Origin of the sequence: Actinoplanes sp. NPDC051633, from assembly GCF_040681735.1 — a bacterium.
Lineage (GTDB): Bacteria > Actinomycetota > Actinomycetes > Mycobacteriales > Micromonosporaceae > Actinoplanes.
On sequence record NZ_JBFAZH010000048.1, the window covers coordinates 1 to 15,649 of the forward strand.

The 15,649-nt window shown below is 71.2% G+C and carries 13 protein-coding genes and 1 pseudogene; 10 read left to right on the forward strand and 4 right to left on the reverse strand.

Going from position 1 to position 15,649, the window contains the following annotated elements; translation table 11 throughout:
• Both AB0M20_RS05155 and AB0M20_RS05160 read left to right on the forward strand, forming a co-directional pair.
• A partial coding sequence (locus AB0M20_RS05155; protein WP_364293995.1) for a phytanoyl-CoA dioxygenase family protein occupies positions 1-511 on the forward strand: 511 nt, incomplete at its 5' end.
• Positions 512-709: 198 nt separating this feature from the next.
• Positions 710-1,216 (forward strand): hypothetical protein, encoded by a 507-nt coding sequence (locus AB0M20_RS05160; RefSeq protein WP_364293998.1) that lies wholly within the window; start codon positions 710-712, stop codon positions 1,214-1,216.
• A 62-nt stretch (positions 1,217-1,278) separates the two neighbouring features.
• Here the strand turns inward: AB0M20_RS05160 and pepN are convergent, their stop codons facing one another.
• The gene (gene pepN / locus AB0M20_RS05165) at positions 1,279-3,687 is read right to left on the reverse strand and encodes an aminopeptidase N (protein ID WP_364294001.1); all 2,409 of its coding nucleotides are present in this window, start codon (positions 3,685-3,687) and stop codon (positions 1,279-1,281) included.
• A 3-nt stretch (positions 3,688-3,690) separates the two neighbouring features.
• On the opposite strand from pepN, the gene AB0M20_RS05170 reads away from it, so the two are divergent.
• From AB0M20_RS05170 to AB0M20_RS05180, 3 genes are all read left to right on the forward strand, one after another.
• A complete protein-coding gene (locus AB0M20_RS05170; protein ID WP_364294004.1) occupies positions 3,691-4,542 on the forward strand; it encodes a fused MFS/spermidine synthase in 852 nt (283 codons plus the stop codon).
• A gap of 171 nt (positions 4,543-4,713) precedes the next feature.
• Positions 4,714-5,820: a translation initiation factor 2 gene (locus AB0M20_RS05175; protein ID WP_364294007.1), complete on the forward strand. Its 1,107-nt coding sequence runs from the start codon at positions 4,714-4,716 to the stop codon at positions 5,818-5,820.
• 73 nt (positions 5,821-5,893) lie between these two features.
• Positions 5,894-8,068, forward strand: a complete 2,175-nt coding sequence (locus AB0M20_RS05180) for an MMPL family transporter (protein WP_364294010.1) — start codon at positions 5,894-5,896, stop codon at positions 8,066-8,068.
• A 217-nt stretch (positions 8,069-8,285) separates the two neighbouring features.
• Here AB0M20_RS05180 and AB0M20_RS05185 read toward each other — a convergent pair.
• Positions 8,286-9,266, reverse strand: a pseudogene (locus AB0M20_RS05185) (TerC/Alx family metal homeostasis membrane protein); the annotation flags it as partial.
• 9 nt (positions 9,267-9,275) lie between these two features.
• Positions 9,276-10,016, reverse strand: coding sequence for a pentapeptide repeat-containing protein (locus AB0M20_RS05190; protein WP_364294013.1), 741 nt, complete (start codon positions 10,014-10,016; stop codon positions 9,276-9,278).
• Positions 10,017-10,164: 148 nt separating this feature from the next.
• Here AB0M20_RS05190 and AB0M20_RS05195 point away from each other — a divergent pair, with 148 nt between their 5' ends.
• Both AB0M20_RS05195 and AB0M20_RS05200 read left to right on the forward strand, forming a co-directional pair.
• Positions 10,165-11,310, forward strand: coding sequence for a lamin tail domain-containing protein (locus AB0M20_RS05195; RefSeq protein WP_364294016.1), 1,146 nt, complete (start codon positions 10,165-10,167; stop codon positions 11,308-11,310).
• A 96-nt stretch (positions 11,311-11,406) separates the two neighbouring features.
• Positions 11,407-12,657, forward strand: coding sequence for an EAL domain-containing protein (locus tag AB0M20_RS05200; protein WP_364294019.1), 1,251 nt, complete (start codon positions 11,407-11,409; stop codon positions 12,655-12,657).
• Position 12,658: 1 nt separating this feature from the next.
• Here the strand turns inward: AB0M20_RS05200 and AB0M20_RS05205 are convergent, their stop codons facing one another.
• Complete coding sequence (locus tag AB0M20_RS05205; RefSeq protein WP_364294022.1) at positions 12,659-13,564, reverse strand: LysR family transcriptional regulator; 906 nt, start codon at positions 13,562-13,564, stop codon at positions 12,659-12,661.
• 75 nt (positions 13,565-13,639) lie between these two features.
• On the opposite strand from AB0M20_RS05205, the gene AB0M20_RS05210 reads away from it, so the two are divergent.
• From AB0M20_RS05210 to AB0M20_RS05220, 3 genes are read left to right on the forward strand one after another with little or no spacing between them, the layout of a single operon-like run.
• On the forward strand, positions 13,640-14,392 hold the full coding sequence (locus AB0M20_RS05210) for a hypothetical protein (protein WP_364294025.1): 753 nt from the start codon (positions 13,640-13,642) through the stop codon (positions 14,390-14,392).
• Entirely contained in the window at positions 14,389-14,964 is a 576-nt protein-coding gene (locus AB0M20_RS05215) for a dihydrofolate reductase family protein (protein ID WP_364294028.1), read from the forward strand. The genes AB0M20_RS05210 and AB0M20_RS05215 overlap by 4 nt, the downstream gene beginning before the upstream one ends.
• Positions 14,965-15,016: 52 nt before the next feature.
• Positions 15,017-15,388: a VOC family protein gene (locus tag AB0M20_RS05220; protein ID WP_364294031.1), complete on the forward strand. Its 372-nt coding sequence runs from the start codon at positions 15,017-15,019 to the stop codon at positions 15,386-15,388.
• The last annotated feature ends 261 nt before the right edge of the window (positions 15,389-15,649 follow it).

Genomic DNA, 15,649 nt, shown 5'->3' on the forward strand with positions numbered 1-15,649 from the left:
CCGGGAGGTCCTCGGCGCGCTCGACGACCTGCTCGGGCGGTGGCGCGCGCCGGCGGCGTGGGGGTTGCCGCTGGTGACCTTTCCGCAGCCCGGCGTCGAGTGGCTGGTTCCCGGCACCGGGTGGCACGTCGACTCGTACGGGCCGGACCACGAGCTGCCGGGCGTGACGGTCTTCGCGTTCCTGCTCCCGGTCGACGCGGGCGGCGGCGGCACGGTGGTGCTGTCCGGCTCGCACCACCTGGTCAACCGTCACATCGCAACGACCGGCACCTGGAAGCCCGCCGCGGTGAAGGCGGCCCTGACCGCCGCGCATCCCTGGCTCGCCGACGTGTGGCGGGGCAACCGCCGCCCCGGTGACGAGGCGGTGGTGAACGACGTGCCGCTGTCGATCCGAGAGCTGACCGGCGCCCCGGGCGACGTGATCCTCATGCATCCGCGAACCCTGCACACCGCGGCCCCGAACACAGCCGAAACCCCGCGCATGATGCTCGTGGAGATCATCACCCGCTGACGAAAGTGGTAGCCCACCCACCTTTGGGAGCCCCCGAAAGGTGGCTCCCCTACCACTCTTCGCTCGCCCGAGCCGGCCGCAACCCCAGTGGTAGCTCAGCCACGCTGGATTCCCAGGGTGAGGACGGGGTCGGCACAGGCTCCTGACAGGTTTCCTGCCCACCGTGAGGGCTTCACCTCAGCTACCGGAGGTCTTCTCGTGCAATCCAAGAAACGCACCGCCGCACTCGTCGGGGCCGGCGGTCTGGCGGCGGCCGGTGTCGCCGGCTTCGCCCTGCTCGCCGGCCCGGCCCAGGCCGAGCCCGCGCCGTCCGCCTCGGGCTCAGCGCCGGCCGCGCCCGCCGCACCTCAGCCCGACCCGTCCGGCTCGGCGTCCGCGCCCGCAGCGCCGGGCACCACCCAAGGGCGGCCCGACCCGGCCGCCCGCCAGCAGGAGCTCGCCGCCGCGCTGGCCAAGGAACTCGGCATCGACCAGGCGAAGGTCGCCGCCGCGCTGGAGAAGGTGCGCACCGACCAGCAGAACGCCGCCAAGGCCGACCGCATCGCCGAGCTCAGGACGAGGCTCGACGCCGCGGTCAAGGACGGCAAGCTGACCGCCGAACAGCGCGACGCGATCCTCAAGGCCGCCGAGGCCGGGGTCCTGCCCGGCGGCGGCCCGGGCGGCGGCTTGGGCGGCTGGGGCGGCCGAGGCCACGGGCCCCGCTGACCGGAGCTGACCCGGCACGAAGCACGGCCGGGCGGGCCGAGGCCCGCCCGGTCGCTGTGCCGTCAGCCCTGGTCGCGCGTGCGGATCATGCGGCGGACCTCGTCCGCGCGCTCGTCCACCGTCTTGCGGACCACCGGCGCCGACGCCTCCGCAGCCGTCGCCGCCCGCGAGAGGTAGGCCTCGTCCACCCCGTGCACCGGGAACAACCGGCGCGCGAAGAACATCGCCAGGATCATCCCCGGCCGGTGCAGGTCGGGCAGCAGCTCCAGATAGCGCTCGCCATACGGCGCCAGCAGCTCCTCCTGCCCCGGGCGGTGGAAGGCCGTGGTCACCGCCGCGAAGGAGCCGATCGGGACGCTCCGGTCGACGGTCAGCGCCTGCCACACCTCCTCCTTCGCCTCCACGGTCGGCGTGGCCGCCCGCACCGCGAGAGCCCGGAACTTCGCGTCGGGGTCGGTGTCGCGGGCGAGCAGCGCCCGCGACTCGGCCGCCGTCTCGCCGCCCAGCTCGGCCTTGCGGATCAGCGCCCGCCACCCCAGGTCGACGTCGTCACCGGCCGCGTCCTGCAGCGCCGCCACGTCTGTCGTCACCCGGGCCAGAAACCGCAGCGCCACCCGCCGGCGGCTCCGCGATGCGGCCAGCTGGTCGCAGACCGACGCCACGCTCGCCATCAGCTCGGCGCGCACGGCCGGCGGCGCCCACACCTCGGCCACCTCGCAGGCCAGCATCAGGTACGGCTCGATCACCGCGTCGGACGTCTCCACCCGCAGCACCGACGTCAGACACTCGGCGACCTCGGCCGCGGACAGCTCGCCGGCGAGCAGCGCGTCCCACACCGTCGCGACCGCCACGCCACGGGAGATCGGCGTGGGCAGCGCCGCCGCGAGCGCGGGCGCCGCCGGCCGGGTCGTGGCGAACGTCAGATCGTCGTCGTTCACCAGGTAGAAGTCGGCCGCCGGCAGATCCACTGGGGTGCGCTCCGACGAGACCTCCACGCGCCGGAGCTCGGTGCGGACCAGTGCGCCGTCCTTGTTCTCATACGCGCCCACCGCCACCACCTGTGGCCGGGGCGGACCGTCCGGCCCCCGGCCGACCAGCACAGACTCCTCGAGGGTGAGGCGGTCGACGCCGGCCGTGGAGAGCCAGCCGGACCGCCACGCGTCGAGGTCGCGGCCGGAGGTGGCGGCCAGGGCGTCGATCAGGTCCTGCAGCGTGGTGCTGCCCCAGGCGTGGCGGGCGAAGTAGTCGGTCATCCCGGCCCGGAAGTTGTCCTCGCCGACGTAGACCATGAGCTGCCGCAGGACCGACGCGCCCTTGGGGTAGGTGATGTTGTCGAAGATCGAGGCCGCCTCGGCGACGTCGTTGATCGGCTGGTGGATCGGGTGCGAGGTGGGACCCTGATCGGCGATGTACGCGGTGAGCTTGTCGTCGGCGAGGTGGCTGGCCCAGGCGTCGGTGTAGATCGTCGCGCCCTCGGCCGCCCAGTTGCAGGCGAACTCGGCGAAGGCCTCGTTCAGCCACAGGTCGTCCCACCAGCGCATCGTCACGATGTTGCCGAACCACATGTGCGCCATCTCGTGCAGCAGCACCTTGGCCAGCAGCTCGTCCTCGGCCGGGGTGGGCGCGGACCGGCGCAGGAACTGGTCGCTCCAGGTGACGCAGCCGTAGTTCTCCATCGCGCCGCCGAACTCGGGCATGAACACCTGGTCGTATCGGCGCTGCGGGAACGGCATGCCGAACGCCTCGGCGTAGAAGGCCAGCCCCTGCTCGGTCACCGTGAAGATATTGTCGGCGTCGCGGTCGACGACCGCGGCCAGCGAGCGGCGGGCGTACAGGCCCAGGTCGTGGTCGCCGGCCGGGCGCCGGACCTCGTGCAGCGGCCCGGCGTTGACCACCACGTTGTACGTGGACAGCGGCGGCGTGGCCGGGAACGCCCAGATCTGCGAGGACCCGCTGGCGCTCACCGACGCGTCGCCGGAGTTGCTCAGCACCGTCCAGCCGGCCGGCGCGGTCACCGTGAAGACATGCGGCGCCTTGAGATCGGGCTGGTCGAAGCAGGCCCACACGTGCCGCGCCTCGTCGGGCTCGAACGACGTCCACATGTAGACCTCGCCGTCGGCCGGATCGACCGCGCGGTGCAGGCCGGGGCCGTCGGAGGTCTCCGCCTGCTCGGCCTCGACCACCAGCGTGTTGGACCGGGCCAGCCCGGTCAGCGGCAGCCGGCCCTCGGACGCCGGCCCTAGCTCGGCGCCGTTGAGCGTCGCGCGCAGCACGGTCGCGGCGCAGTCGACGAACGTCTCGACGCTCCCCAGATCGTCCCGCTCGCCACAGGCGAAGGTGATCGTCGACACCGTGCGCACCCGCGGCCCGGTCGGCAGATCGGTCAGGTCGACCGCGATCTCATACCGCTCCACGGTCAGCAGCGCGGCACGGGCCTGGGCCTCGGTCTGCGTAAGGCTCTTCACATCCACCACGTGATCGTAGGGGAAGCGTCCGACATAACGCCGACCCCTGATACTGGACGGGTGATCGAGCTGGTGCCGGACCGGGATCGGCGTTCCGCGTGGACGCTGCTGGTCGATGGCACCCCGCAGTCGCACGTCGACCTGGCCGATCCGACCCATCTCGAGTTCGAGTACATCCGCCGGATGGCGACCGCGATCGATCTGGCCGCCCCCGCCGGCGATCCGCTGCGGGTGCTGCATCTGGGCGGCGGCGCGCTGACCCTGGCGCGGTATGTGGCCGCGACGCGACCGGGCTCGCCGCAGCGAGTGGTGGAGATCGACGGCGAGCTGGTCGAACGGGTGCGCGAGGCGCTGCCGTGGGACCGCAAGGCCAAGATCCGGGTACGCGTCGCCGACGCCCGTGAGGTGGTCACCGGTGCCTCGGCGGGCGGATACGACCTGGTGCTGCTCGACGTCTTCGCCGGCGCGCGTACCCCGGCTCATCTCGCCTCTGCTGAGTTCTTCACGCAGGTGGCCCGGGTGCTCGCGCCGGGCGGGTGGCTGATCGCGAACGTGGCCGACGGCCCGCCGCTGAAGTTCGCCCGCGCCCAGGTCGCCACGATCCGGGCCGCGCTGCCCGAGGCGTGCCTGGTGGCCGATGCCGGCGTGCTGCGCGGCCGGCGCTTCGGCAATCTCGTCGTGGTCGCCGGACGCACCCCGCTGCCGGTGGCCGGTCTGACCCGGCGGGCGGCCGGCGACTGGTTCCCCGGCCGGGTGGAGACGGATCTGGACCGCTTCGCCTCGGGTGTGGCGCCGGTCACCGACTCGTCCGCGGTCGCCTCACCGGCACCGCCGCTAAATCTGTTCAGCGCACGCAAGTAGGGCCGGCCCGGCGGTCGTACATCGGCCGAAGGTCCGAGCGTAGGCAGCTACAAGTGTCAACTATCTGCCACAGAGCAATTAAGTAGTTCGCGGACTTGTCGGCATCGATGCGGTCCCGATCTAATCGAATCTCGGCCGCGAGTCATCGCGGCGTCGACGGGAGGGGCGCGCATGATCGACCAGCACTTCCTGTCCCCATCCTTCGCGCCCGACGTGTTCGGGTCGCTGCAGGGTGGCGAGCGGGTGTTGTGGCAGGGACGCTGCGGCGTCGCGGAGTATGCGTTCGACCAGGCCGCTTCGATGCCGCGCTGGACACTTCCGGAGACCACCGTCGTGCTCGTCACCGACCGGCGACTGCGCTATTCACACGAGGTCGAGGGGACTCCTCAGGTGCGCTCGGGCGAGCTGCGCTGGCTGTGGCCTCAGCACCTGCGCGTCCAGCCGGGCGCCCGCAGCGACGACCGCCGCGCGGCGGCCACCCAGATCCAGCTGGTCTGCGGCGGAGACGACGGCACCTATCCGGCTCTCGTGCTGGCCGGCGGCGACCTGGCCAGGGTCGGCGACGCCGACCGGATGGCCAACATCATGCGTCAGGCCATCGCCCGCTTCCGGGTGGACAACGCGGACAAGCTCGGCCTGACCTCCGTGCAGATGCGGATGCTGGGGCGGATCCTGATGGGTCCCGAGTTCCGCAACCATCAGGGCGGCGAGGGCCAGACCGCGTCGTTGCTGGGCGCGCTGCTCGTGGCCCGGCCGGTGGCGGTCCCCGAGCCGATCGCCGAGCGGATCGCCGAGCCGGCCCCGACGAGCCAGCCTCCCATGGGCCAGACTCCGATGGGCCAGACCCCGGTGATCCCCGAACAGGTCGGCCAGACCACGCGCCTGATCAACTACCGGCCCGGCCGAGCGGCCGACGCGGCCCGCCAGCTGCTGGCCGTCCGCGCAGAGCAGGAGGCCGTGCGGGTGGAGCCGGAGGTCGCCTCACGCGCCGCCGATCTGGCCGCCCGGATCGCCGACCTGGTGTCCCAGGAGGGCGGCCCGGCGCCCCGGCATTCGCACCAGGGGCACGCCGAGCCACGCCTCGACGACGTGGACATCGACCTCGACCTCGATTCGGACGTCGACTCCGACATCGACTCCGAGGTCACCACCAACCTGGCCGACCGGGCGGAGCGGATCCGGCGGACCGCCGCCCGGATGGCCGCCAACTCGGCGCGGTGGAAGGTGGGGATTCGCCGCGAGATCGGCCTGTCCACACGGGGTGGCCAGAACAACTGAAAGCGCCATCGCCGCGCTTTACTGGTCGCTAGCCTCGATCGGGACGATATGTCCCTATTGAGGAGCGTTTCGCATGGCTACTCTGCTGTACCGGCTGGGTCGGCTGGCGTACCGGCGCCGGCGGCGGGTCGCCGGTCTGTGGGCGTTTCTCATGGTGCTGCTGGCGGTCGGCGCGGTCGCGCTCGGCGGCAAGACGGTAGATGCCTTCTCGATCCCGGAGACCGAGTCGCAGGCCGCCCTCGACGACCTCAAGACCGACCTGCCCAGCGCGGGTGGCGCTTCGCTGACGGTGGTGCTGCAGGCCCCGGCCGGGACCACGCTGACCACCGCGCCGATGAAGAAGGCGGTCGCCGCGGTGGCGGCACGGGCGGCCGAGCTGCCGGACGTCGTCGCCGTCGTCGACCCGTACACCAGTGAGCGGATCGACCGTACCCAGCGGGTCGGTCTCCTGGCCGTGCAGTACACCAAGGGTGAGGACGACCTGACCGGTGAGGACCGGGCCGCGTTCGACACGCTGGCCGCGGCCGGCGGGCCGGGCAGGCTCCGGGTGGTGCCGGGCGGTGTCACGGGCGGCGCGCCGGAGCTGGGCCCGATCGACGCCATCGGCGTGGTGATCGCCGCCGCGGTGCTGGTGCTGACCTTCGGCTCGCTGGTCGCGGCAGGGATGACTCTGCTCACCGCCCTGCTCGGGGTAGGCGTCGGCATGTCCGGCCTGCTGCTGGTCACCGCGGTCGTGGACGTGTCGTCGACGGCGCCGATCCTGGCCCTGATGCTCGGCCTCGCGGTCGGCATCGACTACGCGCTGTTCATCACGTCGCGGCATCGGGCCCAGCTGCGCGACGGGCTGCCGATCGAGGAGTCGATCGCCCGGGCCACCGCGACGGCCGGTTCGGCGGTGCTCTTCGCCGGGGCCACAGTGGTGGTGGCGCTGGCCGGGCTCGGCCTGGTCGGGGTGCCGTTCCTGACCGCCATGGGGCTGGCCGCGGCCGGCACGGTGCTGACCGCCGTGCTGGTCGCGCTGACCCTGCTGCCCGCCGTGCTCGGCTTCGCCGGCACCAGGGTGCTCGCCGTCGCGGACCGTCGCCGGGCATCGCACGCCAGGGCCACCGTGGGCTTCGGCTTCCGGTGGGCACACGCGGTCGTTCGGTTCCGCGTACCCCTGCTGATCGCCGGGGTTCTGGCCCTGGGGGTGCTGACCGTTCCGGCCTTCGCCATGCGGCTGGCGCTGCCCGACAACGGGACCGCGCCGGAGGGCTCGCATCAGCGCACTGCATACGACCTGACCAGCGACGCGTTCGGCGAGGGCGCGAACGGTCCGCTGCTGGTGGTGGTGCAGGGTACGCGCGGTGACGTCGTCTCCGGCCTGACCGCGCGCATCGTCGCCGCCGTCAAGAAGCTCGGCGACGTGGCCATGGTGTCGCCCGGCGGCGCGAACAAGACCGGCACCACCGCCGTGCTGGTGGTGACCCCGAAGAGCGGGCCGACCACCGAGGAGACCAAGGACCTGGTCCGCACCATGCGCGACGCCCTGCCCCTGCTCGCCGTCGGCGGCAGCACGGTACGCGTCACCGGCGCCACCGCGGTCGGCATCGACGTCTCGGCGAAGCTGACCGCCGCCATGCCCGTCTACCTCGGGGTGGTGATCGGACTGTCCTTCCTGCTGCTCCTGCTGGCCTTCCGATCACTGCTGGTGCCGCTCAAGGCGACCATCGGCTTCCTGCTCACGATCGGCGCCACGTTCGGGATCATCGTGGCGGTGTTCCAGTGGGGATGGGGCTCAAGCCTGTTCGGCGTGGATCGCCCCGGGCCGCTGGTCTGCTTCCTGCCGATCATCATGATGGGCGTGCTCTTCGGCCTGGCCATGGACTACGAGGTGTTCATCGTGTCGCGGGTGCGGGAGGAGTTCGTACACGGGCTCGGACCGACGGCGGCGACCGTCGAAGGCGTCGGGCACGGCGCCCGGGTGGTGACCGCGGCGGCCCTGATCATGTCGGCGGTGTTCGGCGGCTTCATCCTGGTCGAGGACCCGATCATCAAGACGATCGGCTTCGGGCTCGCGATCGGCGTGCTGATCGACGCGTTCGTCGTACGGATGACGTTGGTGCCGGCCGTGCTCACGCTGATGGGCCGCATCGCGTGGGCCTTCCCGAGCTGGCTCGACCGGGCCACTCCGCGGGTCGACATCGAGGGTGCCGAGCTGCGGGCGCCCGCCGAGGCCGAGGAGAAGGAGCTCGTGGAGGTCAGGTGACCGGGACGAAGCAGCTGCCCGCCTCGATCCGCTCCTGGTGGGCCGCGTGCGCCCGGCGCAGCAGGTCCATCAGCTCGTCCTCCTGGCGGATCCACTTGCGCTGCTTCTCCGGCAGCGCCTTGATCTTCGCCTCCTCGTCCAGCAACCGGTGGAAGACCTCGTCGCAGTAGGCCGGGTCCTGGTCGATGTTGAGGAACTCGTGGGCGTGGCGGCGGGCCGCGTTCACGTACGTCTGGGCGCGGCCGCGCGGGCTGAGCAGTGACGCGGACACGGTGACCAGCAGGACCACGACGATGACCCCGAGCGACAGGCCGGTGCCGATCTCCACCACGTCGACGTGCTCGCCGCCGTTGATGAACGGCACGTTGTTCTCGTGCAGGGCGTGCAGGATCAGCTTCACGCCGATGAAGGCCAGGATCGCCGCCAGGCCGTAGGACAGGTAGATCAGCCGATCCAGCAGGCCCTCCAGCAGGAAGTAGAGCTGGCGCAGGCCGAGCAGGGAGAACGCGGTCGCGGTGAAGACCAGGTAGACGTTCTGGGTGAGGCCGAAGATGGCCGGGATCGAGTCGAGCGCGAACAGCAGATCGGTGCCGCCGATGGCCACCATGACCAGCAGCATCGGGGTCATCACCCGCTTGCCGTCGTGCACGGTGAAGAGTTTGTCGCCGTCGTACTCGTCCGAGGTCCGCAGGAACCGCCGCGCGATCCGGATGATCAAGTTGTCGGCCGAGGTCTCCTCGCCGCCCTTGTCCTTGATCAGGTTGCCCGCGGTGATCAGCAGGATCAGCCCGAAGGCGTAGAACACCCAGGCGAACGAGTTGATCAGCGCGGCGCCCAGGAAGATGAAGCCGGTGCGGGCGATCAGCGAGAACACGATGCCGAAGACCAGCACCTTCTGCTGGTCGGCGCGCGGCACCTTGAAGCTGCCGAGCAGCACCAGGAACACGAAGAGGTTGTCGACGGACAGGGTCAGCTCGGTCACCCAGCCGGCGAAATACTCCGCGCCCGGCCCGGTCCCGCCGAAGATCAGCACCCCCAGCCCGAAGAGGATGGCGATGCCGACGTAGATCGACGACCAGACGGCCGCTTCCCTGATCGACGGAATGTGTGCGCGCCGGACGTGGAAGAGGAAATCGAAGAGCACGAGCCCGGCGATCGCGACCAACGTCAGCGCCCAGACCAGCCCGGACACATGCATGGGCTCATGCTATTGGGAATCGTCGCTGTACGCCGAACGCAACTGTGAAGCAGTGAGGAACAACGCGCCCCGCAGGTCGGCCGCGCGCAGGTCCGCCCCGCGGAGATCGGCGCCGGTGAAATCGGCCCGCCGCAGATCCGCCTCCCGCAGATCGGCGCCGATCAGCAGGGCGCCGCGCAGATTGGCCCCGCGCAGGTCGCGTCCGCGCAGCCGCCGCCCGATCAGGTCGGCGCCGCGGTGGTCCGCCTTCGCGGTGCCGGCGCGGGCCAGCTCACTGGCTCGCGACAGCGTCCGGTTCACCTTCTCCCGGTGCGTCACCACGTCGACCGACATGAGGTCGCCCTCGGTCATGCGTTCGGTCCGGTCCCTGAGGCGTCGCAACTTCTCGTGTACGCGCTCGGCCTCGCCCAGCTTCAGCGCCTCCTCGATGAGCCACAACAGCTCGTGCAGGGCCCGCATCACGGGCAGGGCGGCGAACATCGGCCCGGCGATCTCCGGATTCGACCGCCAGTCGCGTCCGCCGAAGGTTCCCTGAGTGACGTGCTGGCCGGCGCCGAAGCAGTCGAACACCACACAGCCGTGGAAGCCGCTGCGGTCGAGGTGCTCGTGGATGCCGCAGCGGAAGTCCGCCCGGAGGTTGGGGCAGGGCCGTCCGGCCGGCTTGTCGATCGCGAAGTCCGACGACTTGGCGAAGGCCGGCGCCACGCAGCAGAGCGCCGCGCACTTCCCGCAGTCCGCTTCAAGCTTCATCGTCGCCTTGCCATGTAACACTCCGTATTTTCACTTTAGTAACTTTCAGTAGGCCGATCAGCCAGAAAACGCTGGTCGGCCCGACTGATAACTACATTGAGTAATAACTCCTAGGCTTCGGACATCCCCCGAGCTACGGAGATTACTCATGCTTGCACGCTTCAGATGGGCCGCCGCCGTGGTGGCCGCCCTGGCAGTGGTGGGCGCCAGCCCGGCGATGGCCGTCGCCGCACCCACGTTGACCGGACCCCCCAGTGTGACCGGCTGGACGTGGGGCACGCTGACCGGCACCGCCCGCGCGGGCGCGACCGTCACGTTGTGGGAGGCCGCCTACGTCTTCCGGGACGACATGAAGGTGGCCGAGCCGTACTTCCCCGAGGACATCGTCGAGACCACCGCGGACTCGACCGGCCACTTCACCCTGCGCCGCCGGCTGGACTCCGGTTTCGCCTTCAAGGTGCGGTCCGACGACCTGTTCTCCAACACGATCTACGTCGGCATCGTTCCGATCCCCTACGTCGAGATCAGCACGTCGGGCACCAGCGTGACCTTCGCCGTGCTCTCCGAGCCGGGCCAGGGCGGGCTGCCGGTCGCGATCCAGCGGCGCAACGGCACCACCTGGACCACCGTCGCCTCGGGTCACACCCTGGAGGGCGGCTCGTTCTCCGGCGAGGTGACCGGGCAGAGCGGTTCGCAGAGCTACCGGGTCGAGGTCGGGCCGGACGACGCCAACCGGGTGCTGATCGGCTACTCGAGCACCTACACCCTGACCGTCGGCGGCTCCGGCACGCCGGTGGTGACGGACCCGGACCCGACGACGCCCACCACGCCGACGACCCCGACCACCCCCACCACACCGACGACCCCCACGACCCCGACCACTCCGACCACGCCCACCACGCCCACCACGCCGGCCGGGCCGAAGGCCGGTGACGTGCGCTTCTCGCTGGCCCAGTACAACCCGCCGGGCGTGGACACCGCGAGCAAGCTCAACCAGGAGTACGTGCGGATCACCAACTTCACGACCAAGACGGTCAACCTGAAGGGGTGGACCGTGCGGGACCGGCAGGGCTACACGTACCGCTTCACGGCCAACTACCTGGTCGGCGCGAAGCGGAGCGTGTACCTGGCGACCGGGCGCGGCGTCATCAACAACCCGTCCGCGTGGATCTACTGGAACCGGACCGGCTGGGTCTGGAACAACGGCGGCGACACGGCCTACCTGCGCGCCGCCGACAACAACCTCATCGACTCCTGCTCCTGGGGCAACGGCAGCGGCAAGACCTTCTGCTGACCCGACCCCCGCAGTTCGACCGGCCTCTCGGGTTCCCCCACACCGAGAGGCCGGTTCTTCACTCAACCGGCCCGCGCCCCTGCCGATCGGGAGTGCGTGACAAACGTGCACGACATCGTCGACCGGCGTGCGGTGGTCTCGGTGTTTCAGCCCCTGGTGGAGATCGGCACCGGGCGGGTGCTGGGCTACGAGGCCCTGAGCCGGGGACCGGCCGGCACCCGATGGGAGTCGCCGGCCACACTGTTCGCCGAGGCACGGGCCGCCGGGCGGGACGCGGAGCTCGACTGGGTGTGCCGCGCCTCGGCCTACCGGGCTGCGCTGGACGCCGGCCTCGACGCCGGCGTGGCGCTCTTCGTCAACATGGAGCCGGAGGCTTGGCGTACGCCGTGCCCGCCGGACCTGCGGGCGGTGGTCGAGCGGGCGCACGAGCGGCTGCATGTGATCACCGAGATGACGGAGCGGGCGATCGCCGAGGATCCCGCCGCCCTGCTGTCCGCCACGGCACACTGCCGCGCGGTGGGCTGGGGTGTGGCCCTCGACGACGTCGGCGCCAACCCGGCCTCGCTGGCCCTCATGCCCTTCGTCCGGCCGGACGTGGTGAAGCTGGACATGCAGCTGCTGCACGCCCCGGACGACCCGCACACGGCCAGGGTCGTCGCCGCGGTGGCGGCATACGCCGAGAGCACCGGCGCGGTGGTCCTGGCCGAGGGCATCGAGACGCAGCGGCACCTGGCCACCGCCCGGGTCATGGGCGCGACCGTCGGGCAGGGCTGGCGGTTCGGGCGTCCGGGTCCGCTGCCGCCGGCCGCGCCGTCGGGCGTCGGCTCTCCGTTCGTGACCCAGGTGGCCGGCCCGCAGGACGACCGCACGCCGTTCGCCGTGGTGAGCTCGAAGCGCCCGGTGCGGCGTACCACGAAGGCAGATCTCATGCCGCTGAGCCGGCACCTGGAAGCCCTGGCCCTGGAAGGCCCCGAGCCGCCGGTCCTGCTGGCCTGCTTCCAGCACAGCCGCCACTTCTCGGCGGCGACGGCCCGGCGCTTCACCCGCATCGCCGCCCACAGCCCGCTGGTGGCGGCGCTGGGCGAGGGCCTGACGCCGATCCCGGCCAGGGGCGTGCGCGGGGCCGACCTGGCCTTCGGCGACCTGCTGCGCGGCGAGTGGAACGTGATCGTGGTCGGTCCGCACCGGGCAGCGGCTCTGGTCGCGCACGACCTGGGCGACGTCGGCACGGACGGCGACCGCCGATTCGACTTCGCGCTGACCCACGACCGCCCGCTGGTGATCGAGGCAGCCCGGTCCCTGCTGCGCAACCTGGCCCCGGCCCACACCCCCGTCCTGACGGGCTGAGTCATGCCGGCGTCGGGCGCTCCTCCACGATCTTGAGGAAGGCGTCGCGGGCCGGGTCGTCCCGGTCCTTCAGCCATGCCAGCGCGCAGGCCGAGGGCGGCAGGTCCCGCACTCCGACGGTGACCACATCGGGGTGCTGGAAGTGCCGGGCGAACGGCGCCACGGTCGGGTGGACCAACCGGCCGCGGGCCAGGAGCAGCAGGAGCTCGGCGACGTCGCCGACCGGCGCGTCGATGAACCGGATCCGCCGACCCGACGGCGTCCTGCTCGGGCAGGTCGCCTCGGCCACTTCCGCGGGCACCCCGTAGGGCCGCCGGACGTCATGGTCCGCGAGGTCCTCCACGGACAGGTCGGCGCGGCCGGCCAGCGGGTGGGACCGGCCGACCATCACGACCCGCCGGTCCGCGTCGCTCAGCACCGGACCGACGACGACGTCCGGCTGGTCGAGAGGCAGCCGCGTCACGACGAGGTCGACCTCGCGACGACGCAGCGGCCCGAGGCGGTCGGCGAAGGGCGTGGTGCTCAGCTGCACGGCGGCGCCGGGGTACGCCGCCTCGAACCGCTCGATCGCCCGGGTCAGGGCGTCGACGCCGGAGGCGGCGTTGAGCAGGCCCACCCGCACCACACCCGGGCCGACGGCGCGGAACCGCGCCCTGCGCACGACCCGGTCGAGGCCGGCCACCGCCGGGACGAGCTCGTCGCGCAGCGTGCGTCCGGCCTCCGTGAGACCGACGACCCGGCTGGTACGGCTGAACAGGCGCTCGTTGCCCAGCTTCCGCTCGAGGGCGCCCAGTGTCTGGCTGACGCGCGAGGTCGTCAGTCCGAGCCGGTCGGCGGCCCGTCCGAAATGCAACTCCTCGGCGAGCACCAGAAAAAGGCGGAGCTCGCGCAACTCCACGTCGGCCATCGTTGAGCGACGCTACACGCTGCCTCCAGTGACCGGCCGTTGATGCCGCCGGTCCGTGCTGCGAGTGTCGAGGGCATGGACGACGTGATCACCGTGGGGGTGCTGACACCCCACGCCACAGCCGGCGCGGACGCCGAGTTCGCGCTCATGGCGCCGGGGCGGGTCCGCACCGAGCTGTCGAGGATCCGGACCTCCGCCGAGATGGAGCCGCCGACCTCTCCGGACGGCTTGCGGGCGCTGGCCATGCCGAGGGTGATCGACGAGGCGGCGTCGACGCTGCCCGGCTCCGTCGATGTGTTCGCCCTGGCGTCGACGAGCACGGGTTACGCGATCGGCCACGACGCCGAGTCCGCTCTCGTGCGGCGACTCGGGGAACGGTGGAACGTGCCGGTCCGCGCCACATCGCTGTCCGCGGTGTCGGCGCTGCGGTCGCACCGGATCGAGCGCATCAGCCTCGTTCACCCGCCGTGGTTCGGGCCCTCGCTCAACCGGCTCGGCGCCGAATACTTCCGAGGCCAGGGGTTCGACGTCGTCGACGCACAGCTGGCGGACGTTCCCGACGACCCGGACCGGATCGAGCCGGCCATGGTCGTCGAGTGGGTCGCGCAGCACCTGAGCCATCGCGCTGAAGCCGTCGTCATCGGCGGGAACGGCTTCCGGGCGAGTCGCGCCGTCCAGGAGCTGGAGGACCGGACCGGACGACTCGTCCTCGAGGCGAACCAGGTCCTGCTGTGGTCCATCCTCGACGGCACACGGCCGATCGATGTCCACGGATTCGGCCGGCTGTTCGGCAGCCGGATCAAACCGCATGTGAGGAGTACGAGATGACCGCGACCTACACCTTCGACGTCTTCGCCAGCCTGGACGGCTACGGCGCCGCGGGCGGCGACTGGACCGGCTACTGGGGCAAGCAGGGCCCCGAGCTGCTGCAACACCGCCTGTCCCTGTACGAGGCGGAGCAGCGGATGGTCTTCGGCGCCACCACCTACCGGATGTTCGCATCCATGCTGGCCTCGAGCACCGAGGGGGCGGAGGTGCGGGACCCGTGGGTCACGCGGATGTGGAGCACCCCGGCCACGGTGGTGTCCACGACGGTGCGGGAGCCGCTGGACCGGCCGGACGCGACGGTGGCCGGCGGGGACGCGGTCGAGGTCGTGGCCCGGCTCAAGCAGGAGTCGGAGGTGCCGTTGCGTTCGCACGGCAGCCTGTCGATGAACCGGGCGCTGATGGCCGCCGGTCTGGTCGACCGGCTGCAGGTGACCGTGTTCCCGGTGATCACCGGCGAGAACGGCAAGGACCCGGTCTTCGCCGGCGCACCCGACTTCGACCTGGAGCTGCTCGAACACCGGACCCTCGACGGCCACATCCAGGAGCTGATCTACCGGCCCACCCTGCACTGACCGCGGCCCACAATCCGGTTGCCGAGCACCCGACGCCCTGGTGGGGTGAGGTGTGACTTCTTACATCTCTCATACGACCGTGGACTGCACCGACGCCTACACCTTGTCGAAATGGTGGGAGAAGGTGCTGGACTACCGCGAGAACCCCGAGGACCCGAACCTGCCCGGCCACGAGGAGTGCCCGATCTTCTCGAAGAACGGCGGGCACACGGTGCTCTTCATCGAGGTGCCGGAAAAGAAGCAGGTCAAGAACCGCATCCACTTCGACCTGCGCCCAACAGAGGGCACCAGAGACGAGGAGCTGGCCCGCCTGCTGTCACTGGGCGCAACCGAGGTCCAGGACTTGAGAAACCCGGACGGCACCGGCTGGGTAACTCTCGCCGACCCAGAGGGAAACGAGTTCTGCATCCTAAGAAAAGACTGACCACAACCACAGCGAGAGCAAACACTGCAACAAACCAGGCGGTGTAAGCGCAACCAACACAGGCGGTGTAAGCGCAACCAACCAAAGTCAGCGCAACCATCGCAACGTGGGGTCTCCGGGGGCTCGGCCCCCGGAGCAGGAATGCGAAGAGGGCCAGGTTCTGCGGTGTTTGCAGAACATGGCCCTCTACCCTCGTAGCGGGGACAGGATTTGAACCTGCGACCTCTGGGTTATGAGCCCAGCGAGCTACCGAGCTGCTCC